Annotated in this window: 20 protein-coding genes; 10 read left to right on the top strand and 10 right to left on the bottom strand. The window is 39.5% G+C overall.

The window, feature by feature from the left end:
- Positions 1-23: 23 nt before the first annotated feature.
- The 5 genes from H5203_RS06275 (at position 24) to H5203_RS06295 (ending at position 3,331) form a co-directional block, all read left to right on the top strand.
- Entirely contained in the window at positions 24-1,286 is a 1,263-nt protein-coding gene (locus H5203_RS06275) for a cyclopropane-fatty-acyl-phospholipid synthase family protein (protein WP_182819498.1), read from the top strand.
- Positions 1,287-1,305: 19 nt separating this feature from the next.
- On the top strand, positions 1,306-1,776 hold the full coding sequence (locus H5203_RS06280) for a DUF2878 domain-containing protein (RefSeq protein WP_310736498.1): 471 nt from the start codon (positions 1,306-1,308) through the stop codon (positions 1,774-1,776).
- A gap of 44 nt (positions 1,777-1,820) precedes the next feature.
- A complete protein-coding gene (locus H5203_RS06285) occupies positions 1,821-2,312 on the top strand; it encodes a chalcone isomerase family protein (protein ID WP_145235840.1) in 492 nt (163 codons plus the stop codon).
- A 1-nt stretch (position 2,313) separates the two neighbouring features.
- A complete protein-coding gene (locus H5203_RS06290; RefSeq protein WP_182819499.1) occupies positions 2,314-2,847 on the top strand; it encodes a DUF3833 domain-containing protein in 534 nt (177 codons plus the stop codon).
- 208 nt (positions 2,848-3,055) lie between these two features.
- Positions 3,056-3,331, top strand: a complete 276-nt coding sequence (locus H5203_RS06295) for an HU family DNA-binding protein (RefSeq protein WP_145235830.1) — start codon at positions 3,056-3,058, stop codon at positions 3,329-3,331.
- Between the two features lie 69 nt (positions 3,332-3,400).
- On the opposite strand, the gene ilvN is transcribed toward H5203_RS06295, so the two are convergent.
- A complete protein-coding gene (ilvN, locus tag H5203_RS06300) occupies positions 3,401-3,898 on the bottom strand; it encodes an acetolactate synthase small subunit (RefSeq protein WP_149980181.1) in 498 nt (165 codons plus the stop codon).
- A complete protein-coding gene (locus H5203_RS06305) occupies positions 3,898-5,622 on the bottom strand; it encodes an acetolactate synthase 3 large subunit (protein ID WP_182819500.1) in 1,725 nt (574 codons plus the stop codon). Before H5203_RS06305 ends, ilvN begins: the two co-directional genes overlap by 1 nt.
- A 541-nt stretch (positions 5,623-6,163) precedes the next feature.
- On the opposite strand from H5203_RS06305, the gene H5203_RS06310 reads away from it, so the two are divergent.
- Positions 6,164-9,196 carry an immune inhibitor A domain-containing protein gene (locus tag H5203_RS06310; RefSeq protein WP_182819501.1) on the top strand — a complete coding sequence of 1,011 codons (3,033 nt, stop codon included), beginning with the start codon at positions 6,164-6,166 and terminating at the stop codon, positions 9,194-9,196.
- A gap of 64 nt (positions 9,197-9,260) precedes the next feature.
- On the opposite strand, the gene H5203_RS06315 is transcribed toward H5203_RS06310, so the two are convergent.
- From H5203_RS06315 to H5203_RS06340, 6 genes are all read right to left on the bottom strand, one after another.
- Positions 9,261-10,268 (bottom strand): isocitrate dehydrogenase, encoded by a 1,008-nt coding sequence (locus H5203_RS06315; RefSeq protein WP_182718661.1) that lies wholly within the window; start codon positions 10,266-10,268, stop codon positions 9,261-9,263.
- Between the two features lie 344 nt (positions 10,269-10,612).
- Entirely contained in the window at positions 10,613-12,301 is a 1,689-nt protein-coding gene (locus H5203_RS06320; RefSeq protein WP_145235816.1) for a hypothetical protein, read from the bottom strand.
- Positions 12,302-12,311: 10 nt separating this feature from the next.
- On the bottom strand, positions 12,312-12,695 hold the full coding sequence (locus H5203_RS06325; RefSeq protein ID WP_145235813.1) for a DUF3192 domain-containing protein: 384 nt from the start codon (positions 12,693-12,695) through the stop codon (positions 12,312-12,314).
- Between the two features lie 69 nt (positions 12,696-12,764).
- A complete protein-coding gene (xni, locus tag H5203_RS06330; RefSeq protein ID WP_145235810.1) occupies positions 12,765-13,538 on the bottom strand; it encodes a flap endonuclease Xni in 774 nt (257 codons plus the stop codon).
- A 14-nt stretch (positions 13,539-13,552) separates the two neighbouring features.
- Entirely contained in the window at positions 13,553-14,896 is a 1,344-nt protein-coding gene (gene ppnN, locus H5203_RS06335; RefSeq protein ID WP_182819502.1) for a nucleotide 5'-monophosphate nucleosidase PpnN, read from the bottom strand.
- 41 nt (positions 14,897-14,937) lie between these two features.
- Entirely contained in the window at positions 14,938-16,473 is a 1,536-nt protein-coding gene (locus tag H5203_RS06340) for a diguanylate cyclase (protein WP_337119163.1), read from the bottom strand.
- 217 nt (positions 16,474-16,690) lie between these two features.
- Between H5203_RS06340 and H5203_RS06345 the strand changes: the two genes are divergently transcribed.
- Complete coding sequence (locus H5203_RS06345) at positions 16,691-18,475, top strand: M61 family metallopeptidase (RefSeq protein WP_182819503.1); 1,785 nt, start codon at positions 16,691-16,693, stop codon at positions 18,473-18,475.
- 21 nt (positions 18,476-18,496) lie between these two features.
- Here the strand turns inward: H5203_RS06345 and H5203_RS06350 are convergent, their stop codons facing one another.
- Positions 18,497-19,297: a glycosyltransferase family 25 protein gene (locus tag H5203_RS06350; protein ID WP_182819504.1), complete on the bottom strand. Its 801-nt coding sequence runs from the start codon at positions 19,295-19,297 to the stop codon at positions 18,497-18,499.
- 217 nt (positions 19,298-19,514) lie between these two features.
- On the opposite strand from H5203_RS06350, the gene H5203_RS06355 reads away from it, so the two are divergent.
- On the top strand, positions 19,515-21,674 hold the full coding sequence (locus H5203_RS06355; protein ID WP_182758273.1) for a S46 family peptidase: 2,160 nt from the start codon (positions 19,515-19,517) through the stop codon (positions 21,672-21,674).
- A 150-nt stretch (positions 21,675-21,824) separates the two neighbouring features.
- Here H5203_RS06355 and H5203_RS06360 read toward each other — a convergent pair whose 3' ends face one another.
- Entirely contained in the window at positions 21,825-24,242 is a 2,418-nt protein-coding gene (locus tag H5203_RS06360) for a PAS domain S-box protein (RefSeq protein ID WP_182819505.1), read from the bottom strand.
- Between the two features lie 495 nt (positions 24,243-24,737).
- Here H5203_RS06360 and H5203_RS06365 point away from each other — a divergent pair, with 495 nt between their 5' ends.
- Together H5203_RS06365 and H5203_RS06370 are read left to right on the top strand one after the other, a co-directional pair.
- On the top strand, positions 24,738-26,009 hold the full coding sequence (locus H5203_RS06365) for an O-acetylhomoserine aminocarboxypropyltransferase/cysteine synthase family protein (protein WP_182819506.1): 1,272 nt from the start codon (positions 24,738-24,740) through the stop codon (positions 26,007-26,009).
- 151 nt (positions 26,010-26,160) lie between these two features.
- Positions 26,161-26,820, top strand: coding sequence for an NADPH-dependent FMN reductase (locus tag H5203_RS06370; RefSeq protein WP_182819507.1), 660 nt, complete (start codon positions 26,161-26,163; stop codon positions 26,818-26,820).
- The last annotated feature ends 2 nt before the right edge of the window (positions 26,821-26,822 follow it).

Below are 26,822 nucleotides of genomic sequence, written 5' to 3' on the forward strand. Positions count from 1 at the left end.
GCTAAAATAATGAAGGTCATGAGATGGAAAAAGTATCCAGTTTAGCTGATAACGCATCAAGTAGCTTGTTAAGTAAGCTGTATAAAAAGTTAGTCATTGGTGCGTTTGATAGCATTGAAGTCGGCGCGATTACCCTAGTTGATGGTAACGACGTTCAACACTTTGGTGATCCTCAAAGTCACTTGCAGGCTAAAGTAGTTGTTAATAATCCGGCAATGTATAAAGCATTTGCGCTCTCTGGCAGTGTCGGAGCTGGCGAAGCTTATATTTTAGGCCAGTGGGAATGTACTAACTTAACTCAGTTGATTGAAATTTTTGCCATTAATCAGGCTCAACTGGACCAATTTGAACGTAAGTTTGCGTTTATTAGTAATCTTTACAATCGAATAAACCACCGTAAAAACAAAAATTCTGAGCAAGGTTCAAAGAAAAACATTGTTGCTCATTACGATTTAGGCAATGAGTTGTATTCATCATTTTTAAGCACTGAAATGCTTTACTCAAGTGCTGTCTACCCATCAAAAGATTCTTCTCTTGAGCAAGCACAAAGCCATAAGCTTGATTTAATCTGCCAACAAGTAGATTTACAACCCGGTGAAACGGTTATTGAAATTGGCACAGGGTGGGGAGCGTTTGCCATTCATGCTGCAACACATTATGACTGCCACGTTACTACTACAACTATTTCTGATGAGCAACATGCGTTTGTGGCAGAAAAAATTACCCAGTTGGGGCTTGAAGATAAGATAACCTTATTGAAACAAGATTATCGTTTACTCGAAGGCAGTTACGATAAGCTCGTGTCAATAGAAATGATAGAAGCGGTTGGTCATGAATACCTACCCAGCTTTTTCAAAAAATGTAATGACTTACTCAAAGACAGTGGTGCAATGCTGATCCAAGCAATTACAATTGCTGATCAACGCTATCAACATTACCTGAAAAATTCTGATTTTATTCAGCAGTATATTTTCCCTGGTGGTTGTTTACCGTGTATTGATGAAATGAATAAGCAAATAAAAAATCAATCAGACATGGTGGTACACAGTATTAGCGATATCGGCGTTCATTATGCAAGAACCTTAGCTGATTGGCGCACACGGTTTATTGCAAGCTGGCCAGAAATCGACAAAGTTAAGTTCGACCAGCGTTTTTATCGATTGTGGTTATTTTACTTAGCTTACTGTGAAGGCGCATTTAGGGCGCGAGTAACCAGTACAGTGCATTTAGTTGCTCGTAAACCGCGTTTTAACCATTCAAGTGATGACATTGCGCTCAGTTATTAATTTTTTGCTGTTTCAAGGAGTGTGGTTTTTAGCATTATTCCTTGAGCAGCGCGCTATTATACCGATTTTATTAATCATCATACTAATGCTATGCCTGTCGCAGCAAAAGCAACAAGATATGCTGTTACTGTGCTATGGCTTAATGATCTCGTTAAGCTTTGAATATTTGATGGTTGAGGTTGGCTTTTTATCTTTTAGTATATCCCCTTTTCCATTGTGGTTTATATTACTTTGGTGTGCCTTACTCTTAACCATCAATACGTCAATGCAATTTTTGCATCGCACGCCTTGGTATTTAGCGATGTTGCTCTGTGCTGTTTTTGCCCCCGCAAGTTATATTGCTGGTGCACGCTTTGGGGCGTTAGAGGTTCATCCTGTAGTTTGGCAATTTTGGCTTATATATGGTTTTGCTTGGTCGCTTATGTTCAATTTTATCAGGATGATAAACACATATAGCAAAAAGTACCTGTTAGTTTCTGAACACAAATGAGCATACAGGTGTAATTATTTAACTTAGAAATTTGGAGTCCGGTAATGATAGCAAGATTAACTAAAGGGCTAATCATTTTAATTGTATTGATATGCAGCCGAAGCTTTGCAGCTGATTTTAAAGTGGTCGGTGAGGCTCGTTTTGAGTATCTATTTTGGGATGTCTATCAGGCGCAGTTAGCAACCCCATCTGGGACCTATCAGTTTGGTAATCACCCCACTAAACTGACATTGACCTATTTACGCGATTTTGCTGCAAAGGACATAATCAAAGCGACAAACGAACAATGGCAGCATTTGGGTAAAAAAGAGATTATTAGTAAATACGATGCACAGTTAGCTGCGCTTTGGCCAGATATCAAAAAAGGTGAATCGCTATCGTTCATTACGGATGAAAATGGTATTGGCACATTTTATTTTAATGGTAAAAAGTTAGGGGCTATAGAGCAAAATGGTTTTGCGGATAACTTCTTAGCTATTTGGCTTGACGCCGATACCTCTGAGCCACAAATGCGAAAACAACTAATAGGGCAATAACATGAAGCGAATTACTACATTATTTTTACTCAGTTGCACATTTTTATTAAGCAGTTGTGCTGCGCCAGATGTTGAGTATTACCAAGGAAGTCAGCCAGAATTTAATTTTAAACATTTTTTTAGTGGCAAATTGAAAGCCTACGGCGTTGTCCAAGATTATAAAGGTGAATTAACCCGTAAGATGGTTGTTGACATGAATGCGAGCTGGGATGGCAATAACGGTGTTATAGAGGAAGATTTTGTTTACGATGACGGTGAAACTCAACGTCGAGTGTGGAACATAACACTCAATGCAGACAATACTTTAACTGGCACTGCAGGTGATGTCATAGGTATCGCGAAAGGGAAAAGTAATGGCAGTGTTTTTCATTGGCAATATACCCTAAAACTACCTTATGGAGATGACACCATTGAAGTTAATTTAGATGATTGGATGTATCTGGTAACACAATCACGCTTGATTAACAGTACAGCTATTGATAAGTTTGGCATTGAGGTTGGGGAAGTAACCTTAGTTATCGAAAAAGTTGATTGATCAACAAATTACCATATTGATTTACTAAATAGTGCTTAAGTTCATTGTTGGTTAATCTTTAAATCAATATTTATTTCGGCAATTATTTAAAATTTACTCATTTTTTAAGAATTTACGTGAAAAAAGCATTTTGCTGTTGCCAATACTTAAAAAATGCATAAAGATAGGTTTTGCGAAGGCAAAATAATAACGAATAGGAATTTAACAAATGAATAAAGCTCAATTAGTTGAAAAAATCGCTACTGATGCAGAAATCTCTAAAGCAGCAGCTACACGCGCACTTGACGCATTCACTGGTGCTGTTACTTCTTCTTTAAAAGAAGGTAATTCAGTTGCACTAGTTGGTTTTGGAACTTTCTCTGTAAAAGAGCGTGCTGCACGTACTGGCCGTAATCCACAAACTGGTGCCGAAATCCAAATTTCAGCTGCAACTATCCCAAGCTTTAAAGCAGGTAAAGGTCTTAAAGATCAAGTTAATCCTTAATCAATTAGATTGGTTAAATAAAAAAGGGCTGATTAGCCCTTTTTTTGTATCTGCTCATTAATCTAAGGTTTAAGCTTTTAGTGCTTTATCACCGCGGCCAATACCTACCGCACCAGAGCGTACAACTTCAATTATGTCAGTCTCATGGCGTAAGGTATCTAAAAACGATTCAATTTTATCTGTGCTACTAACAAGCTGCAATGTGTAGCTGTTGCGACCCATGTCTAAAATAGCACCTTGGAATACATCTACCACCCGTGTTACTGCAGCTCGCTTAGCTTCATCTTGAGCGAATACTTTTACTAATAGCAGCTCACGTTCAATATGCGCCATTTCAGTTAGATCAATAATTTTTAATACATCAACTAATTTATTTACCTGTTTAGTGATTTGCTCAACCACACGGTCATCACCCATGGTAGTGATAGTAATACGTGATAAAGAATGATCGTCTGTTGTGCCAACTGTTAAACTATCAATGTTATAAGCTCGTTGTGAGAATAGGCCAACAATACGCGATAATGACCCTGGTTCATTCTCAAGTAAAATAGATAATATACGACGCATTATGCTTTCACTCCTTTACGTAACCACATTTCATCAACTGCTCCAAGCTTAATTTGCATTGGGTATACATGTTCATTTTCATCAACAAGAATATCTAAAAACACTAAACGGTCAGTGATCGACATGGCTTTATCGATTGCGGGCTGTAGTTCATCAAGAGTATTAACGCGAATACCGACATGGCCATAACTTTCAGCAAGTTTGACGAAATCAGGTAACGATTCCATATACGACGATGAGTGACGACCGCCATAGACCATATCTTGCCATTGACGCACCATACCCAGAGAGCGATTATTCAGTGACACCACTTTTACAGCCAAGTTATATTGTAAACATGTCGAAAGTTCTTGAATGTTCATTTGAATCGAACCATCACCGGTGACACACACTGATTCTTTATCCGGGAACGCAAGTTTCACTCCCATTGCCGCTGGCAGACCAAAGCCCATAGTGCCAAGACCCCCTGAGTTGATCCATTGGCGCGGGTTTTTAAACGGGTAGTACTGCGCCGCAAACATCTGATGCTGACCTACATCAGAGCTTATATAGGCATCACCATTGGTGGCTTTATAAATTGCTTCAATGACGGCCTGAGGTTTTATTTTATCGCCCGCAGTGCTGTAGCTTAAACATTTTTGTTCACGCCAGCTAATGATCTGACGCCACCAATCTTCTTGAGCACTACGATCAATTTTGATTGGACTTTTATCTATGGCTGTTTGTAATTGCTCAAGTACGGTTGATAAACAACCGACGACTGGAATGTGAGCTTTGATCGTCTTTGAAATAGAGGTTGGATCAACATCAACATGAACAATCGTCGCATTGGGACAGAATTTCTTCACGTTATTGGTTACCCTGTCATCAAATCTGGCGCCCAGAGCTAAGATCACATCGGCATTTGCCATCGCCTTATTTGCTTCAAGGCTCCCGTGCATACCTAGCATACCAACGAAATTAGGGTGAACACCGGAAATACCCCCCAATCCCATTAAGGTATTAGTTATTGGTGCATTGAGTGATTCAACCAAATGAGTCAGTTGCTCTGAAGTGTTAGAAATAATAATCCCGCCGCCTGAGTAAATGACCAGTTTTTTAGCTTCTAAAATAGCGGCAACGGCTTTGCGAATTTGCTTTGGGTGGCCTTTGGTATTTGGACTATAGGTTCTCAGCTCTGTGGTTACTGGAAACTCAAAATCAAATTTAAGTGCAGGGTTTAACATATCTTTTGGCAGTTCTACGACCACAGGACCTGGGCGTCCAGTACTTGCAATATAAAATGCTTTAGCCAAAATTTTAGGAATATCTTTTGCGCTACGACAGTTAAAACTGTGTTTTACGATTGGCCGAGAGCAACCAACAATATCGGTTTCTTGAAATGCATCATCACCAATTAAGTTAGTCGGCACTTGACCGGATAGCACTACCATAGGGATAGAATCCATATAGGCTGTAGCGATCCCCGTTATACAGTTTGTCGCACCTGGACCTGATGTTGCTAATACTACGCCCACTTCACCTGTGGCACGTGCATAACCATCAGCCATATGGGTTGCTGCTTGCTCATGACGAACTAAAATATGCTCAACATCATCTTGCTGAAATAATGCGTCATAAAGATCTAATACTGAGCCACCGGGGTAGCCAAATATATATTTTACCTTCAATGCCTTTAATGCCTGAACAACTAGTTCGGAGCCATTATATTGTTGTGTACTCATCCTCATTCCTCTGTGTGCCAGTTACCGATTGATTATTATCATGAGTAATAATGTGCTATTGCACGCACTCCCCATTTATTCTGTGCAATTACCGTATAATTTAAATGCATAAAAAAACCCCCGCTTAGGGCGGGGGTTTTTAAAAAGCTATTTCACCTTCTAATACATCCCCGCTGGGCTTAAAACTAAGACCAGTACGAGTACAGTGACTAGGTGAAATTGATATTTCATAATGTTATTTTTCTTCTCGGTATTTGTTATGTAAATTTTAATGAGTTATTGCGCCGTAATAGCCAAATACACACTAAGTCTACTAATTCAATAGCCTTATTTTTAAAGGTTTTGCCAGCTAATGTCAACAGCCAAAACGGCAATGTTGCATTAAAATTCCAAATTAATTGTTTTTCTACTTAAAAATTGCTTTAGATCGCATTATTAACCGTGGAAAATAAAGAAATTATGCTTTTTGATTTGTTGGGGTATTCAAGGTGTACCTATAACTGTAATGTAAGTATATAAATTATTAGCTATTATTATCTTTATGAAGTTGTTGATAGGTGATCCTGTGAAATACTCACAATTGTTATGTGCACTGACTTTGGTATTGTTAAGTCAACATAGTGTGGCAATACCACAAAATGGTAGCCCAACTGATATTGGTGTCGTTAATAAAGAGCGAATTTTATATTGGTTAGATAAACGCGGGCAGCTTGACGATAAAATAGCGAATGATAAATTATTATCTGATTATATTGGCCGTGGTGGATCAGTGCATTCACGTCGGCAACTAAACCCTCAAGTTTTAACTCAACAACGAAAAATGGCTCAGCGCTTAGCGAGTGTGTCTTCGCAGTTACCTAATTCGAAAAAAAATACCGTAAAAGTGTTGGCTATATTGGTTGATTTTCCTGACTTACCTCATGATGATAATGGCTTAGCCGCAGCTGACAGCGATATGTACTACTCAAGCTATAGTCAGCAGCATTACCAACAAATGTTATTCGCTACTGATGGTTACTCAGGACCTCAGCAGCAAACTTTGCAAACAGCATATCAATATTATCAGCAAGCCTCAGGGGAAAGCTTAGCATTTACGGGTCAAGTTTATGGCTGGGTAACAGCCGATAATGATGCGAAAAGTTATGGGGCTCGCCAAGGGGGAAATAATGATATTGATGCACCAAGTTTAGTGCATGAAGCGGTAGAAAAAGCCGTAGCCAAATTTAATATTAATTTAGCCGATTATGATTTAACAGATTTGGATGATCGTGATGGTGATGGGATCACCAATGAACCTGATGGCATTATTGACCATGTTATGATTTTCCACTCGAGTATAGGTGAGGAAGCCGGCGGTGGTATATTGGGTACAGATGCAATTTGGTCACATCGTTTTTATGTGTACGATCAAAACAATCAGCCAAGTGCGGTTGAAGGCAGTAGTATTCGTTTATTTGGTTATACTATCAATCCTATCGACGCTGGTATTGGTGTGGTGGTACATGAGTTTGGTCACGACTTAGGTTTGCCTGATGAATATGATTTAACCGGCAGTGCGCTTGGTGAGCCTGTGGCATTATGGTCAGTTATGTCTGGTGGTAGTTGGGCAGGCTCACCTAGCGGTTCACAGCCGGTGATGTTCAGTCCTTATGCACTCGAATATTTACAAAACCGTTATCAAGGAAACTGGCTTAATCAAACAACGATATCGTTAGACGAAATCGATACCAATCAACAGCAAATACTTCGCCATAGTAGTGGGGTATCAACTGAATTAAACCAGTTGAAAATCACCCTGCCAACTAATTTACAGCCGTTTTATCAAGCGGTAGAAGGGCACTTGCAATATTACTCTGGCAGTGGCGATAATGTTTCACAAAGTATGACATTTACAGTTAATATACCTGCAAGTACGCAGCCTACTTATCTTGATTTAAGTGCTTATTACAGCATTGAAGCGCATTATGATTATGCTCAAGTATTAGTAAACGCCCAACCTATTGCGTCGCAATATACCCAAGCGGTTAATCCATTTTATGGAGACATTGGTCCATATATAACAGGGTCTTCAAGTTCAGTAAATGACGCTCAGCAGCCGAATAATTATTTACGGCATCGTTTTGATTTATCAGCTTATGCTGGTCAAACAATTACGCTTAGTTTTAACTATAAAACGGACACTTATACTCATTATTTTGGTCTAGTTGTTGATGATATGACCATTAGCCAAGGTGATACTTTCGTTTGGCAAGATAATGCAGAGCAGTCAACACAAGCACAACTTGATGGCTTTAGCCGAGTGGGGGATCACATCTATACAAAACCACACAATTACTATTTACAGTTACGTAGTTATTTAGGAATTGATAGTGGTTTACAAGTTGAGCAGTATTCACCGGGTTTATTACTTTGGTCTGCTAATGAACAGTATACAGATAATAATACTCCTGAGCATATTGGCGAAGGGTTTATACTGGTTGTTGATGCCGATCAAAATGCCATTGCAAAAGGTAACAGCAGCGTACCTGCAAGTACTACGATTCAGTTAAGAGATGCTGCTTTTAGTCTTTATGATCAGCGCCAGGGTTTAGGCGATACGCAGTTAGCAGCAATCACTGAGTTTAATGATAATAATGATTACAGTTTTGCCACGCAACCGGCCTCTGGTGTAAAAGTTTCACAGTTTGGTTTTAGTTTTTCTATTGTTGAGCAAGCGATTAATAATAGCTCAATTGAATTGAATTTAGGCTATACACCACAGTCTGGGATCAATGTAATTACTAATGATCTCGAAGCGAGTTTTGAAATTAAAGGAATGGCGTTGACCCCAACCGATAGTTTTAACTGGCAGTTTGGGGATGGCCAAAGCAGTGATGAATTGAATCCAAGTCATACATTTGCCGATTATGGTAGTTACACTGTGGGTTTTACTCGTACTAATGAACAAGGGCAGCAGTTTCAAGAATCGATGACTTTTGTACTTACTGCGCCGCTATCAATTTCCAGTGTGGATACCAATATAGAGAAAGGCAATGTAACTGCAAAAGTCACTGTATCAGGTGGTCAAGCACCTTATGACTATGCATGGCAATTAGGTGATGGCTCAACTGCGAAAGGGCAGAGCATTAACCACCGCTATGAATACAGTGGCGATTATACCTTGAGCGTTATTGTAACTGATGCAAATGGCGCTATGCAGTCTTTTGCAACCCAAGTGTCGGCAGATGTATTACTTACAACACAGGCCAGTTACAGTGCAAAAGATTTGCTGGTTAATTTTAACAGTGATACCAAAGGCGGGTTTAATAATTACACTTACAGCTGGGATTTTGGAGATGGCAATGCTGTAAGCCAACAGGCTAATCCTACACACACTTATAGCCAAGCGGGAAGTTATGTGGTGACACTGACCGTGACTGATACCTCTGAAAATGGCATAAAAAACACCTTACCTGCTAGCAAGCTTACTGTAACAGTGCAAAAACAAGTTGCCAGTTCAGGCTCCAGCGGTGGAAGTCTATTTTGGTTATTGTTACTGCTACCGCTCAGTTTTCGAACAAAGATGCAAGCATAAACTAAGTGACAAAAAAGCCAGTAAAGACTGGCTTTTATTATAATGCTAATAATCTAGATTTGGTTTATAAACGGTCGATAACAGCTTGTGTGAAGTCAGTAGTACCGTGACTGCCACCTAAATCGCGAGTGGTACGATCACCCGATTTAATTACGTCAGCTACAGCACTGCGAATACGCTCTGCAGTTTCGCCCATTTCTAAATGCTCTAACATTTGAATAGATGCCAAAATAACAGAGGTTGGATTTGCTAAGTTTTTACCAGCAATATCAGGTGCGCTGCCATGAACTGCTTCAAAGATTGCTGCATCTTCACCGATGTTAGCGCCAGGTGCCATACCTAAGCCGCCTACTAGACCAGCACATAGATCAGATAAAATATCACCAAACAGGTTTGTCGTAACGATAACGTCAAACTCTTCAGGGCTCATTACCAGTTTCATACAGGTTGCATCAACAATCATTTCAGTTGATTCAATTTCAGGATAACGTTCCGCAACTTCACGAGCTACTTTTAAGAATAAACCTGAAGTTGATTTTAAGATGTTAGCTTTGTGAACCGCTGTCACTTTTTTACGGCCTTCACGCACGGCTAGTTCGTAGGCAAAAGTAACAATTTTTTCAGCACCTTCACGGGTGATCATAGACATTGCTTGTGCTTCGTTGCCATCTTCTGATGTCACTTGGCCTAAACCTGAATACATACCTTGCGTATTTTCACGTACCGTGATGATATCAATGTCTTCATAACGTGCTTTGGTGCCAACAAATGATTTTACTGGGCGCACATTGGCGTATAAACCAAACTGCTTTCGTAATGTTACATTGATTGAAGTAAAACCTTCACCAACAGGCGTAGTTAGTGGGCCTTTAAGAGTGATTTTATTACGCGCAATAGTATCAATGGTATCTTGTGGTAATAATTCACCGGTTTTTTCTAAGGCAGCAAGACCTGCATCAACGAATTCATAATCAAAATCGCACCCTGCGGCTGTTAAGATCTCAAGGGCTGAATCAATAATACTCGGACCGATGCCGTCGCCTTTGATCACTGTGATGGTTTGTTTGGCCATGAACTTTTCCTATTACGAGTTAGAAATGCACGTAAATGTGACGCATTATTATACCAATCGACTTAAATATTTAACCATTCTAGCGTGCTAAATAAAGCGCTAACTGCGTTATGAATTTCTCAAGTAGAACAACTACATGTCGAAATTTATGCCTTGTTATCACTCTATTTATCTGTCGCTATAAATGGCTAGTAACTTAACACGATTGGTATTAAGCGATTACTTGTTAGATTATTTACGTGAATGAGTTTGAAAATACAAGCGGCTTTTATAGCAATTTATTCAACTTTTTGCCAGTAAAACCCACGAAACGCACTAAATTAGTCACTATGTCTAATAAATATTCATACGCTATTGCTTAAACCTAGGCTTGGAAGCTGCGCATAAAAATCCTCGCTGGACTGCCAATCTAAGCGTTTTAATACTTGGTCAAAAGTGTGTGTTTGCCAACTACTTTGTATTGCGTTGGGTTGATACACCTTAATAACGACGAGTTTTATTGCAACCCATAATTGTGCTTCTGCAGATAAGTGTTGTTTTTTTTGCTGCTCAGCATCTAAAAGCGCTTGTGTCCATGGGTTGTCACCAAGCAATTCAAGTAAATAAGCCGATAAATGCCCACTGTCATGAACCGTGACACCAAATAGCCACGCAAAGGGCATACTTACATCACTTTTAGGTGAGTGTTCATACACTGTCTTACGGCTAATTGTGGTGCTACAGTATTCAATCAAATAATTAACGTAACCATAAATAGGCAAAGCGAGGTGCTCGAACTGGTTGTGTTGATCACGACTTACCAGTTGGTTTAATAAACTTATTATTGCCTGTAAACGTAATTGTATATGTTGCATTAATGGATGCGCTTGGTGGCTTACTAATTGCTCAAAGAGCACCCGTTGAATGATTGCTGGCGCATTATATAAGCCGACCATTGATAAACAATGGCGTAAATCTTTGCCTGCTAGCTGCTCTTTATTATAAGGCTTCACTGCTTCACGAAGTAACTCTATTGTCGCTGGATGATTGTTGAGTAATTTAGCAAGGGCACTGTATGAGTATTCCTTTTGTATTTTAACTTGGCTTATCAACATTAGTAATTGTTGTTTTTCAACGTTTACAATTTCAATAGCGGGAGCTATGTGTTCATTGAACCATACGCTAAACAATAATCGCTTGTCTTTACTTGGGCGTTGTTTTGAATGCGATTCTAGCTTTGCCTTAACACTATACCATTTGGTTTTTTGCTGCTCATGCAACGCAATTAATAAATCCCGTTGCTGGTGGTTTTTACCAATATACGTGAGCTGCTGATCGCTATAATTAACTAAAGAGCCTGGCAGGTAAGGGCCAAAATGACCGATTAATGCTTTTAATGCTTGTTGGGCAAACAGGTTGGGAGTACGGATATAAATATCAGCCACTGCTTTATAGATGTCGATATGATCATTTTGGGTACGATAAGTAATGTTCATCGCAATAATATTTGCTAACGCAACTAACGTCGTTGGTCCATCATAGATCATGATTTTTGGCGTGCTTAGCAAGGCCTGCTTATACTTATTTAAGCGCGCTAAAATACCCGCAATATGATCAGTGGCAATGTTAGCTGATTGCAGTAACTTAACTGCTAGCTGATGACGCGACTGCCATTGCTTTTTTTCTTGTTGGGTAAGAGGTTGGCGCAGGGCCAACTTATTGGTTTGTGTTTGCACACATAAATAGTTAGTTAAACACACACAAATAAGCAATTGGCTGATTTTACTGTCGTAACTTAAACTGCGACAAAATGCGGCGACAATGACACATTGATTGACTACTAAGTTGGTTGTATAACCTTGTGTTTCTGCATATAGAGTAAGTTGGGCTTGCATTGCATTTGGATGTGAATCATAGAGTTTATAATATTGCTCAGCCAGTTGTGTTAACAGCGGATAAATTTGTGGCCACTGACTTCTATTATGATAAAACCTTAATAATTTGTCAGTCTTTTCAAATAGGCTGGCAAGATCTTGTGCGCAGAGTTCATCCATAAATAATCAATTACCCGCGTTGCTCAAATGCATCAAATGCACTTGGTCCCCACAAAATCAATTCGCCATTTTTAAACAGTAAACCAGTACACTCATCCATAGTCGTGATCCCATCTGATTTGATATGTTGAGTACGGTAAAAAATAATTTGCCATACCTCTTCGTTATCACGTTTAGCGAATGTTAGATCTGGACTGCCTAAATACTCTAATACAGTGTTTAAGTTAGTCGGTGTTTCGATACTTAATTTAGCGATATAACGTTTATTGAACGCTTCTCGGTCCTGCCATATCATCGCTTGCGGATCATCTTTATAAAAAGTAATGACCAAAGTAGCGATTAAGGCATATACACCTAAACCTAATATGAGATAGCGAAAAAACTTCTTAAACATTGTGCACTCTTACGCTGAGACTTAAATTCAGTATACGCATAGTTCAAATTCAGTGCTACGTGAATGCGATTAATTGAGTCTTAACTGCTTTAAACTAAAGCCTAAGTTAATATCTGTACGTAAACCAACCAAATGTTTCGAGGTAATATAGTCAGCCATTCCTGTTGCTAACTTTTTACGTACTGCTGCAGAGAGCGTTTCATCCTCTATTGCGAATGTTATATCTGCGTGCTTACTAATAATCTCTTGTGCTGTTTTAGTACCAATTCCCTTAATACCAGGGATATCATTAGTTTTATCACCAGCCATTGCCCAAAAATCAATTAATCGAGCTTGCTCAACACCAAAACGTTGTACGATAGAGTGATGATCTAAATATTCTTTTTTAAAATAATCATAAACATTAATATAATTATTTAAGCTAGGTAGAAACCCTTTATCAGTGGAAACAATTGTACAATACAACTGATTTTGCGCCATTTTATGGGCTAACGTGGCGATAATATCATCAGCTTCATCATTTACTGGGGCAAACACCACAATACCCGTTTGCTCAATTGCCTGTTTAAATTTATCTAATGAATTTTTCAGAGTTTCAGGCATGGGGGCACGGCTGCTTTTATATTGAGCGTAATAATGATAACGCCAGCTTTTATCACCATCAAATACAGCAATAGCATGTGTTGCTTGGGTGATCTTTATAAGTTTTTCGCAAGCGTGAGCTACCCGCGCGCAGCAGGTATTTATCATTTGCTCATCACTGCCTTTATTTTGATTACTATCAACTGCATAAATGCGCCTAATTAAATTAAGCGCATCGATTAAAAGTAACTGACCTGACACGAATACATTAACCCTTATGCTTTGACTTCATAACATGGAACATATTGACTGCCTGGGAGCTTCATTCTTCCTTGCTCAACAAATGCTTGCAGCAGTTTATCCATGGCTTTCATTAAAGTCGGCTCACCGCTAATGATAAACCGGCCATGTTGTTTAATGGCTTGAATGCCTTCGTCTTTGACATTACCAGCAACAATACCAGAAAATGCACGGCGTAAATTAGCGGCTAGTAATTGCTTTTCTTGGTCTAAATGTAAATCAAGCCCAGCCATATTGGCATGAGTTGGCGCGAAAGGTTGCTGAAATTCATTTTCAATTTTTAACGTCCAGTTGAAGTAATATGCATCGCCCTGACTCTTGCGGTAATCACGCACATTTGCCATTGCAGATTTGAGTTTGATCCCAACTAATTCTGGGTTATCAATAATAACTTCAAATTTATCAAGCGCCTCTTTACCTAACGTCATTTCAATGAACTGGCATAATTCGCTAAAGTAATTTTCACTTTCTTTCGGCCCAGTTAAAATAACCGGTAACGACTGTTTGGCATTATCAGGGTGAAGTAAAATGCCAAGTAAATACAATAACTCTTCGGCAGTGCCAGCGCCGCCAGGAAAAATAATTATAGCGTGGGCGGTGCGTACAAAGGCTTCAAGGCGTTTTTCAATGTCTGGTAAAATAACTAGTTCATTGACGATCGGATTTGGTGGCTCTGCGGCAATAATACTAGGCTCTGTTAAACCTAAATAACGGTTGTCGGTGTTGCGCTGTTTTGCATGTCCAATGGTTGCGCCTTTCATCGGGCCTTTCATGGCACCGGGGCCACAGCCAGTACAAATATTTAAGCCACGTAAACCAAGCTCGTAGCCTACTTGTTTAGTGTATTTATATTCGTTTTCATTAATTGAATGACCACCCCAGCAGACAATCATACTTGGATCGCTATTTACGCGAAGCGCTGCGGCATTACGCAACATATCAAAAACCATATGTGTAATGGCTTTTTGTTCGGTTAAATCTTTTTCGTATTTTTGACAAATAAATAAAATATCACGTATAACTGAGAAAATATGTTCATGAATTCCGGTGATTATTTCACCATCAACAAAAGCGGTAGTCGGAGGGTTAAGTAGCTCAATTTTTATGCCTCGCTCACGGCTTAGTAAGCGAATATCAAAATCTTGATATTTATTGTAAATCTCTGAGCTTGAGTCAGTATGACTGCCAACATTAAGAACAGCTAGCGCACAGTTTCTAAATAACTTATAGCGTTCACTGTTAGACGATTGTTCTAATAAATCAACTTCGAGCTGCGACAGTAAATCTAACACACCTGTCGGGTTTAACTGTATTAACATAGGCGTTCTCCTTGCTATAAAAAGCACTGGGTCGGTCGTAGTTATTCATTGATACACAAGCGATCACGACCGGTATTTTTTGCTTTGTAGAGGGCATCATCGGCGCGGTCAAAAGCGCCCAATGGGGTATCACCTTTTTTAAACTGAGTGGCACCGATAGAAACCGTTATCTCTACTTGTTTATCTCTGAACTTGAACGGAATTCCTTTCACCGCTCTTCTTAGTTTTTCAAGGGGTCTTTTAGCATGCTCTAAGGGCATACCTGGCATTAATAAAACGAATTCTTCACCGCCGTAGCGAGCAATGAAATCAGATTTTCGGATTGACATTTGCAGTGCTTTAGCAATCACTTGTAACGTTTTATCTCCAGCGCTGTGACCGTATTTGTCGTTGATAGACTTAAAGTGATCAACATCAATCACCACTAAGGTGACATCTGATTCTTGTACTGCAAACAAATGAAACTCGTGATGAAAACGTTCGTCAAATGCAGCTCGATTTGGCAGTTTTGTAAGTCCATCAAGCAAACTTTTAAAACGTTGCTCATGCAGGCGTTTTTTGTATTTAGATAATTTTGTTTCGAGGCTGCCAATACGTTGATTTATTTCTTGGAAACTGCTTAATAGCATTTCACGGTCTTGCTGTTCAAGGCGCTCTTTTTCAATTAAGTCTTCGCTTAACGATTTTAATTCGTTATCAACTAAGGCTTTTAATGATGAGATTGAAGTGGCATTTTGGGTTTGTGCCGTCAGATTATTAATTTTACCTTCAATGCGCTTATTTAATGCTGTAAATTCAGCTCCCATTGCTTCTGAATGTTTACTTGTAGAGACAATCGAGTGATGTAATTCTTCGAGCGTTTGGTTCAATGACACTAAAAAACTTTGTGCTGATTGTCGCTCTTTACTGATATTACTGGCAATGATGCGAATAATATCTATTGCTGAGGTCAATAAATCATCAACTGAATCTGTTTCAGAGATATTATTTTTGATAGTTTTTACTTGATCTGCGGATTCATCTTCAAACACTAGATCATTAGCTAAATTTAATAACTCTTTTGCTAAACTGGGTTGTACAGCACTTTGTTGACCATCTGCAACAGTTAGTTTTACTTGTAATGCTTGATGATAAATAGTCACTAAACGATTAAGTAGCGGAATAAAATCCCGTGTCGATTGCACATTATTCAGTTCATGGTCTAGTAAATGACGCAACGTTCGGCGTGCATCATCCGGTAACCCTTTGGTTTTTTGTAGTAACTTGCCAGCATCGAGCACACTGTTATGAAGTTCACGCTGATGTGTAGCCTGTTGTGCTTCTTGGTTTTTTAGTAGTGTGAGAATCTCGTCTATAAGTGGCGCGAATAACTCAAAATCCACCCCTTTAGCCAGTGCACTACGAAACTTAGCTAAGCGATTATCAAGTTCAATATCCATCCCTTTACAGCTTAACGATAACTTAGCTGCAAAGTGTGTCAATGTGTCTACCTGATGTTTACGTGCATGTTCAACGACCATGCGAGTATCAATGGCTTGTTTAAGTTTTTTGTTTAAAACTTCGAGCTGTTGTGACACTAATAGTTACCGCCATTGATTAAATCTTTCATTGCTGTAAGTTTACAACAAAAATCGCACAAATGTAGTCAGTAAGTCAAAAACTTAGCATTTGTTGATGATTTTTATTCATTGAACCTATCTGCACGTGTATTTATCGCTTTTAATTCACATTTTCTATCATCATTGTTACGCTCAGGCACAATAAAATTAGTTGATATATGAATTAAGAGCCGCAATGAAAAAGTTTTTAGCATTTTCGGTATTAGCCGCATTATCTCACTCGGCATGGGCCGATGTTAATTATTCGCTCGCTGTTACTCAACCTGAACATCATTTAGGCAACGTTAGCGTAGAATTTCCACAAACGGCACAAGCACATTTAGATGTAAAGTTGCCAGCTTGGCGAACAGGCCGTTACGAAATTTTGAACCTTGCAAACGGTGTGCGTTTTTTCGAAGCAACAGGTGAGAATGGCAAAGCATTAAGATGGGAAAAAATTGATGCTAGTACATGGCGAGTACATTTAGATAAACCAACGGAAGTTAAAATTGATTATCAAGTGTATGCCAATGAGTTAGGTAAACGCGCACGTCATATCGATGATAGTCACGCATTTATAGATGCATCAGGCTTTTTTATGTTTAGTGAATCATTTCGCCAAGAGCCAGTAACGGTCAAGCTAGATGTGCCGAAAGCATGGCGCTCAGTATCAGGTATGGATAGTGCGGGCTCAAAGCATAGTTTTAAAGCCGCAGATTACGATGTATTAGTTGATTCGCCGATTGAAACGGGTATTAATCAACACCACACCTTTGCAGTTGATGGCCGCGATTATGAATTAGTGATTTGGGGAGAGGGCAACTATGATGTTGAGCAAATGCTTATCGATCTGAAAAAATTAGTCGCTACTGGTAATATTATTTGGGATGCTTACCCGTATCAACGTTATGTATTTATGGTACATGCAACCTCAGGAGCAGGTGGCGCCACCGAGCATTTAAACTCAACGATTATCCAACGTCCGCGAGATCGTTTTGGTTCACGTGAAGATTACCTTGCTTTTATTAGCACCGCGGCACATGAATTTATCCATACTTGGAATGTAAAAGCATATAGACCTGAAGGTTTAGTTCCTTACGATTACACGCATATTAATTACGATAAACTATTATGGATAGCTGAAGGCTCAACCAGTTATTTTGAAGATCATTTAATGGTGCGGTCAGGGATTGCCACGACTGATGAATTTTTAAACGTGTTGACGAAAACCGTCAACCGTCATTTATTATCGCCAGGGCGCGAAGTACAAAGTGCCAGCGAAACCAGTTTTGATAAATGGATAAATCAAGGTGGTGACCATGCACGTAACTACAGTACTAATATTTACTCCGAAGGCTCATTGATTTCGATGGCCCTTGATATTGATTTACTTGAGAACAGCCAAGGTAAGCAAAGCTACCGAGATGTTCATCGTGCACTTTATAATCAATATAAAATGCCGCATGGCTTCACTGTTAAAGACGTGAAAACTATTTTAAAACAGTTAACGGGCCGCGATTACAGCCAGTGGTGGGCAAATAATGTTGATGCACCAGCAGATATTGATTTTGACTTACTGTTTAAAAAGGTAGGCTTAGTGTTAGAGCGTCCAAAAGCAGCTAAAGCGCTTGCCAGTGTTGATGCAATGGCAAAAAATACTGGTGAGTTATTAACTTTAACTCATGTGCGTCGCGATGGCGCTGCATGGCAAGCCGGTTTAACTGCGGATGATAAAATTGTAGCGATTAATAAAAAGCATGTTGGTAAAGATTTAAAATCAAGCTTAGAAACATTTAAAGCCGGGGATAAAGTAACCGTTGATTTTATACGCCGTGATGCATTACGAAGTACCACGCTAACGCTAGCACAAGGCTTCGATAAAGATAAAAAGCTGGTTGCTGACAAACAGGCAACTAAACAGCAAATGGCATTATTTAAAGCATGGATGGGTGTAGAGCACCCAAACCTAGCTATAAAATAAATACCATTTAATGATTCTAGGTTATGAGTAAAAAGGAGCTGCGGCTCCTTTTTTGTACTTAGGATCATCGGGTAAAGCACGCTTAGTCTTTTTGATAAATGCCGCCGTTGCAAAGTGATTATTTACCGCGCTACTGAGTTGCTGACCTTTACGGGCTAAAAACGATTTTTTTACGCGGGCATTGCTACGCGACTTTATATCACTTACTTGCTCACAATCTTGAGAGACTGGATACGGCATTAATGAATAGCCTGTTACTTGAGTTTCCCATATATGTTGTAGGTCACAATCAACAGGGCGGGCAAATGTCTTAGTAGCTGCTAATAATTGTTTCGCACCTTGATAACTGATTGCAGAAGCACAACATCCTGTCATCAACTTTTTATGGATCACTAATTTTTGCTCAAACTGCAACGGCACTTGATAGGCGATTTTGCGAGTACGGTTTTGATAAGCTGAGAGTTTTATCAGTTGCCAAGTGAGCGGTAATTGTTCAATATTTTTAATTGCACTATTAATACTCGTATCTAAGATAAAGTCATCTTCGAGCACAATTGCGTAATCAAGTTTTCTATCGATAATGGTTTGCCATGCTTTGCGATGGCTCAAGTAACAGCCAATCTGCCCAGCACTGAGCGGGTAATGGTATTTTTGTTTGTTGAGGCTAGGACTGTAATTAATTTCTTTTTGCGCTTGTGAAAGCATGGCGCCATCAATTGCATCTATACGCTCAAAACTTAGCCCATGTGCAGCTAATTGTCGCTGGCTGTTTGCTAATCGCTCCGTTGAACGAGCGAGGTTGATCAAAAAAATAGCAGTCATAATTAGGCCGTGCATTATTAATAATATTTAAATCCTAGCTATTGAAAATGACCAAATGATTGCATTGTTGTGTTGTTTTTATTGCCAATAGAGCTCGAAGAAGTATTTGTTTTCAGTATTTTGTTACACAATAGTGCAGCTATTTTGTCGCAGAAATATTGACCTTGCTAAGGCTGCACGCGTAACCTGTTATAGAAACAATAAAAAGGATAAAAAAATGCGTTTAAAACCACTCATAGCATCACTTGCTATTGTAGTATCGGGCACAACATTTGCTGATGAAGGCATGTGGCAACCACACCAACTTCCTGATCTAGAATCAATTCTAAAAGCCAAAGGACTAGAAATTGACGCAAAATCGATTTCTAAATTAACCGAGTTCCCAATGAATGCTGTGATAAGCCTTGGTGGCTGTACCGCATCCTTCGTATCGCCAAAAGGGCTGGTGGTTACCAATCATCACTGTGCTTATGGTTCGATTCAATATAACTCAACACCAGAGAACAATATTTTAGAAAACGGTTTTTTAGCAACAACACCGGCTGAAGACTTACCAGCGGCACCCGGCTCTAGAGTGTATGTAACTGAAACAGTTACCGATGTGACCAAAAAAGTAATAAAAGGAACTGAAAAACTCAGCGCAAAAGCGCGCTACGACGCGCTAGAAAAAAATGAAAAAGCGTTAGTGTCAGCATGTGAAGCTGACGACAATTATCGCTGTAATGTGTATTCATTCCACGGTGGTTTAGAGTTTTATTTGATCAAATCACTAGAAATTAAAGATGTACGCTTAGCATATGCGCCTGCTATGGGCGTAGGTAAGTATGGTGGCGATATCGATAACTGGATGTGGCCGCGCCATACCGGCGACTTTTCATTTTATCGTGCATATGTAGGTAAAGACGGCAAACCGGCTGAATTTAGCGAAGACAATGTACCTTATGTGCCTGATTCATATCTAAGTGTCAGCGCCAAAGGGGTCCAAGATGGCGACTTTGTTATGGTAGCAGGCTATCCTGGGCGCACTAACCGTTACCGCATTGCTGCTGAAGTTGATTATGTATTTAATACCAGCTATCCAAAATCACGCGAGCATAATTCAAAATATGTCGCTTTGATTGAAGAAAATTCAGAAGATGGCAGCAAAGCGCGCATCGCCTACGAAAGTACTATAGCGGGCTACAATAACTATATTAAAAACTACGGTTCAATGATCGAAAGCTTTAATAAAGGCACGATGTATGAACGTAAAAAGCAATTTGAACAAGATCTAACCGCGTGGATAAACAGTGACCGTAAGCGTAAAAAACAATACGGTAAAGTGTTAAATGAATTGTCGGCGTTAGTGGCTCAATCGCAACAGCACAATGAGCGTGATCGTATGCTTGGCTATGTGCACCGCTCACAAATGATCAGTACCGCACGTAGCTTATATCGCCTAGCTTATGAGCAACAAAAACCTGATAGCGAACGTGAATCTGGCTATCAAGAACGCGATTTACCACGCTTTGAAGCCGGTTTAAAGCGCATGAGTCGCCGTTTTGATGCAAACGTTGATAAAGCCATTTTATTACATTTTTTAGAGCTGTATGCCGCGTTACCTAAAGAAGAGCGTTTTGCAGAAGTAGATAAAGTTTTTGAATTAGAAAATGGCTTTGATAAAACCAAGCACAGTGCACTATTAGCAAAAATGTATGCTAATTCAACGCTAGATAATGAAGACGTTCGTATCGCGTTATCTACGCAATCATTTGCTGAACTTGAACAAAGCCAAGATGCATTTATGCAATACGCGAAGGCCATCTTTGCCGTAATGAAAGCTGAAGAAGACAAAGACAAAGCACTTGCCGGTAAACTACAAGCGGCGCGTCCACAGTTAATGAGTGCTATCATAGCGTTTAATGAAGCACAAAATAAACCTGTGTATGCAGATGCGAATAGCACATTACGTGTAACGTATGGCACTGTTGGAGGCTATTCACCGCAAGACGGTTTGATAGCAACACCGTTTACATCACTTGAAGGGCTACTTGCAAAAAACACCGATGTTGATCCATTTAACGCGCCTGAAAAACTGCAACAGCAAATCAAGGCTAAAATATTTGGTGATTACACCGGTGGCATGAATACCGTACCAGTTAACTTTTTATCAAACGTAGACACGACTGGAGGTAACTCAGGTTCACCAACACTTAACGGTAAAGCCGAACTGGTAGGCTTACTGTTTGATGGTGTGTACGAAAGTATTATTGGCGATTGGGATTATAACCCAGCACTTAATCGTTCAATCCACGTTGATTCACGTTACATGCTGTGGGTGATGGATAAAGTAGATAACGCACAAAACCTATTAGACGAAATGAAAATCGTAAAATAAGTAATGAGTAAAATAGTAGGGCGCTTACCATAACGGTAAGCGCCTTTTTTAATAAGTATAATTTGTAATGACTTATGTCTACTTTTTGCTATGAGCGAAAGTTGATTTGCCGAAGCCTAACTGGCAATAAAGCACAAACAAAGCAAGTACTTACTTTATAAATGAGCTCAGAACACCGTATAGGGTAGCAATATCAATTGGTTTTGCTATATGTGCATCAAATCCTTGGCTTAAATAATCAGCAACGTCATCAATCATTACATTTGCGGTTAGTGCAATTATCGGTATATGCTTATTGAAATTAATGATATTTTTCATTGCTTCAACACCATCCATTTCAGGCATTTGTATATCCATAAGTATCAAATCAAAGTCCTTTTCTTTAGCTGCTTCTACTGCCTGTTTACCGTTATCTACAATAGTTAATGATGCATTAGTGCCTTCGAGCATTGACTGAATGACAATTTGATTGATTTCGTTATCCTCAGCAATCAGTATTTTCTTTCCCCTCAACGGCGGCGGAGTCATAGATTTTTGTACGAAAGAGCTGACACTCTTATTGGTTATAGTTAATGGTAATATGACTCTTATAGTGGTGCCTCTACCCACATTGCTTTTTACATCGATAGTGCCTCTCATCATAAGAATAAGACTGAGGGTAATCGACATACCCAGCCCAGTTCCACCAAATTTACGTGTTGTTGAGTTGTCTGCTTGTGAAAAACGATCAAATATACGAGCTTGAGCTTCCTCACTCATTCCAACTCCTGTATCAGCCACTTCAAGACTAATAGCCTGCATTTCTTGGTAAAGAGTTTCGCTCAAGTGAATGTTTACGCTACCCTTTTCAGTAAACTTAACAGCATTCGACACAAGATTGAGTAATATTTGCTTAACACGGACAATGTCTCCTAACCAGTGATCATTAAAATTTTCATCAATATTACTGACAAGTTTAATACCCTTATTACTGACTATGCTGTCCACTTCAAATTTCACAGATTTAATTATATCGCTAATCGAGAAAGGCTCTTGCTCTAGGCTTAGTTTATTGCTCTCTATCTTTGAGTAATCCAAAATATCGTTGATAATGGTTAACAGCGATTTAGAAGACGATACTGCATTTTTAAGCATTACTTTGGACTTGGCATCGAGATACTCAGTATTGACCATCTGCAGTCCGCCTAAAATTGCATTCATGGGCGTACGTATCTCATGGCTCATATTTGACAAAAATTCACTTTTCGTTTGGGTTGCCTGCTCAGCTTTTTGCTTAGCTACTTCTAGCTCATTTATCGCATTTATTTTATCTGTAATGTCGTAATTTACACCGATGACTTTTAGAGCGTTGCCATCATTATCTCTAATAACTTCTGCGCTAGCTTTGATTGTTCTTACCTGCCCGTTTGGATGTACTACTCTAAACTCTGGATTAAAAGCACCTAAACCTGATACGGCATCCTCTAATTGTTTGTTAGACTCTTCCATATCATCAGGGTGAAGACTATGAGTCCAAGCTTCATAAGCACCAGAAAAACAATTCTCTGTAATGCCATACAGCTTGTACATCCATTCATCCCAGATTAATTCTCCCGAAATGACATCCCACTCCCACACACCAATTTGAGCTGATTCATTTGCCAATTTCATTCTCAGAGAACTGGTTTCAGCTTGGTTTTTTGCTATTTGTAATTCGGTTTCTATCTGTTTCTGATGGGAAGTATCTTGGATGACAGAGCAAATCAGCTCATCGCCATTTGCACTCTTAATTATAACGCCCGACAATTGTACGGGGTATTCATAACCCTTTTTATGAATATATTCTTTATAGTAAGGTCCGTAACGGCCTGTTTCTGAGAGGGATTTTAGTTGTTCTTTTTCTTGTTCTTCGTACTTTTTTGGTGTCAACTTCCAATAGTCCATTTGATTTAGTTCGTCTTTGTCATAACCACTAAAACGACTCAGTTCCTTGTTAACATACTCAAATAAACCATTATCTAACCTATTAATTGCAATGCCTACCGGCGCTAAGCTAAAAAACTGTTCAAATTTTTCTTTTTCCTCATTGAAAGCGTAGCTAATTCGTTCTATGTCTGTTGAAGCACTATGCAATTTGTTTTGCGTCTCAACTAATTCACTAATATCTCTACCTATGGCTAAAATAAAAGCATCACCATCCACATTTAATACAGTCAGAGATACAAGGCATGGAAAAGATGAGCCGTCTAATCGAGAGTGAACCCACTGAAACAGCTGTGGCCCTTTAGTCAGAGTATTTTCAATGTGTTCTGCGGCTATTTCCTCTGAACGTCTGCCACATGGTTGATACTCAGGTGAGATATCAGAAGGCTTTAAATTAATAAAGTTGTCTTTACTTTCGACGCCGTGCATATTGATTGCAGCTTGATTACATTCTGTGAATTTACCAGATTTCAGGTCGATTATTGATAGTGCGTCCCCAGATACTTCAAACAACTTCTTATACTTTATATTTTCAGCTCTAGCGTTTGCAAGCTGAACTTTAAGCTGGTCAATCTCCGCTTCGAGATCGTTTGTGGGATTACTCATAAGAACTCACTGTTAATTGTGTTTTTTCTTTTCCTATATATAACAATAGCTATAGTCCATTTTTTGTAAAAACAGAAGTTTTAAATAGAGAGTATTGAGTGGCTATTTCCTTATAGCACCGTTTGACGAGAATCAATATTTTTTCAAATAGCGACAAACTACGAGAAGATAATTATAGTTGGCTGTAATGATAAGTGAAAAATACAACAGATTATTGTTCTTTTTATTTTTTATAGCTGAAAAGTCCAGAGGACGATCTGGAGTTAAGATACGTTCAATCAGTCTATGCACGCTTCACAGCCTAAACCATAATAAACAGCTATGTCCACTTTCTTAAGAAAAGCAGGTGTTCGTTTAAGGTGGAACAAACTAACATAATTCTCTTAGCAGAATTTAACTTAAATCTAATTACTTCAACATCCTTTAATATATTTCATGTGCACTTTATAACCAATAAATGCTAGCTTAGTGGCAAATTAATTGAAGGAAATAATTATGAAACTTGAGTCTTTAGCGCTGCATCACGGTTATGAATCTGAACCTACAACTAAATCGGCGGCGGTGCCGATTTATAATACCTCATCGTATACGTTTGATAGTACTCAACATGGTGCTGATTTATTTGATTTAAAAGTACCCGGGAATATTTATACTCGTATTATGAACCCGACTAATGCGGTGCTTGAACAGCGTATTGCGGCCATGGAAGGGGGCATTGGTGCGCTTGCTGTGGCCTCTGGTATGGCGGCCATCACTTACGCAATTCAATGTTTGTGTGAAGTGGGCACTAATATTGTCAGTACCAGCCAAGTGTATGGTGGTACTTATAACTTATTTGCCCATAGTCTACCTCGCCAAGGTATTGAAGCGCGGATGATTAAAGCGGATGACTTTGCCGGTTTTGAAAACGCGATTGATGAGAATACCCGTGCGGTTTTTTGTGAGTCGATTGGTAACCCTGCAGGGAATATTGTTGATATCGCTCGATTAGCTAAAATAGCCCATAGCAAAGGCGTGCCGCTGATTGTTGATAACACGGTAGCAACGCCGTATTTATGCCGGCCATTTGAGTTGGGTGCCGATATTGTGGTGCATTCGCTTACTAAATATATTAACGGTCATGGTACGGCGATTGGCGGCATAATTGTTGATTCGGGTAAGTTTGACTGGAAAGCCAATGCCACTCGTTTTGCGATGATGAATGAGCCTGATCCGTCGTATCATAATGTGGTTTATACCGATGCTTTTGCTGAAGCGGCGTTTATTGGTCGCTGCCGCGTTGTTCCACTTAGAAATACCGGTGCGGCACTTGCGCCTAAAAACGCCTCTGACATTTTAATTGGTCTTGAAACTTTAGGGCTAAGAATGCAGCGCCACTGTGAAAACGCGCAACAGCTTGCTGAATACCTAGAGAATCATCCTAAGGTGCTTTGGGTTAATTACGCGGGGTTAGCGTCAAGTCCCTATAACGCAATGAGTAAAACAACCACTAGTGGCAAAGCGTCAGGTATTTTAAGTTTTGGCATTGCCGGTGGCCTTGAAGCCGGTACGCGGTTTATTGATGCACTGAATATGATTTTACGTTTGGTAAATATTGGCGATGCTAAATCGCTGGCGTGTCATCCAGCATCTACCACGCACCGCCAATTAAATGATGAAGAACTGGCCAATGCTGGCGTTAGCCGCGATTTAATTCGTTTATCGGTGGGTATTGAAAACATTGACGATATCATTGCTGATGTAAACCAAGCGCTCGATAAAGCTTAGTAATGTTAGCTACAGGGGTAAAGCGTGATCCACATTAATGTTTAAACATGCATTTTATGTTTTGCTTGTAAGGTAGGTTTTATTTATGACCTACCGCACAAATTTACGTTTATATTCGTATATTGATTTAAATAAAATGGAGTGCCAGTACATGAAACTATTAATTTTTTTAGGTTCAGTTCGAAAAAGTTCGCCACCTAAGCCGGCACGTCTCGGTGAAAGAGTTGCCAAGGCATGCCAACGCTGTTTGCTTGAGCAATACAGTGACCACGATATTGAACTGATAGATCCGCTAGACTACGATCTGGACCCTATATTTAAACCGCACTTTGCTTATTCACAAGCCGAGGTGCCTAAAAAACTCGATGACCTAGCGGAAAAAATTAAAGCCAGCGATGGTTTTATTATGGTCAGCCCTGAGTACAATCATTCAATGAGTCCAGCATTGGCTAATCTATTAAACCATTTTGGTAGCTCTTTATTTGCTTACAAACCCAGCGTTATTGTTACGTATTCTGCGGGGCAGTGGGGTGGCGTTCGTGCCGCTGTTGGGATGCGCAGTTTTTTAAGTGAACTTGGGTGTTTGCCGGTGTCGGCTATGATCCATGTGCCAAAAGCGCAAGATGTATTTATTGAAAGTGGTGAAACAAACAAAGAGGCAGAGCAAGCATCATGGCGCGAATATTTTTCGCGGTCGTTTAATCAGTTACTGTGGTGGGCTGAGGCAGCAAGTAAGCAACGTGAGCAGCTTAACCCTAAGCAATTAATTAAAGACTTTAAACGCGACCCGTCGCAACGCAATGCACCTTAATA

The organism is Pseudoalteromonas sp. SG41-1 (assembly GCF_014164575.1).
Taxonomy (GTDB): domain Bacteria; phylum Pseudomonadota; class Gammaproteobacteria; order Enterobacterales; family Alteromonadaceae; genus Pseudoalteromonas; species Pseudoalteromonas rhizosphaerae.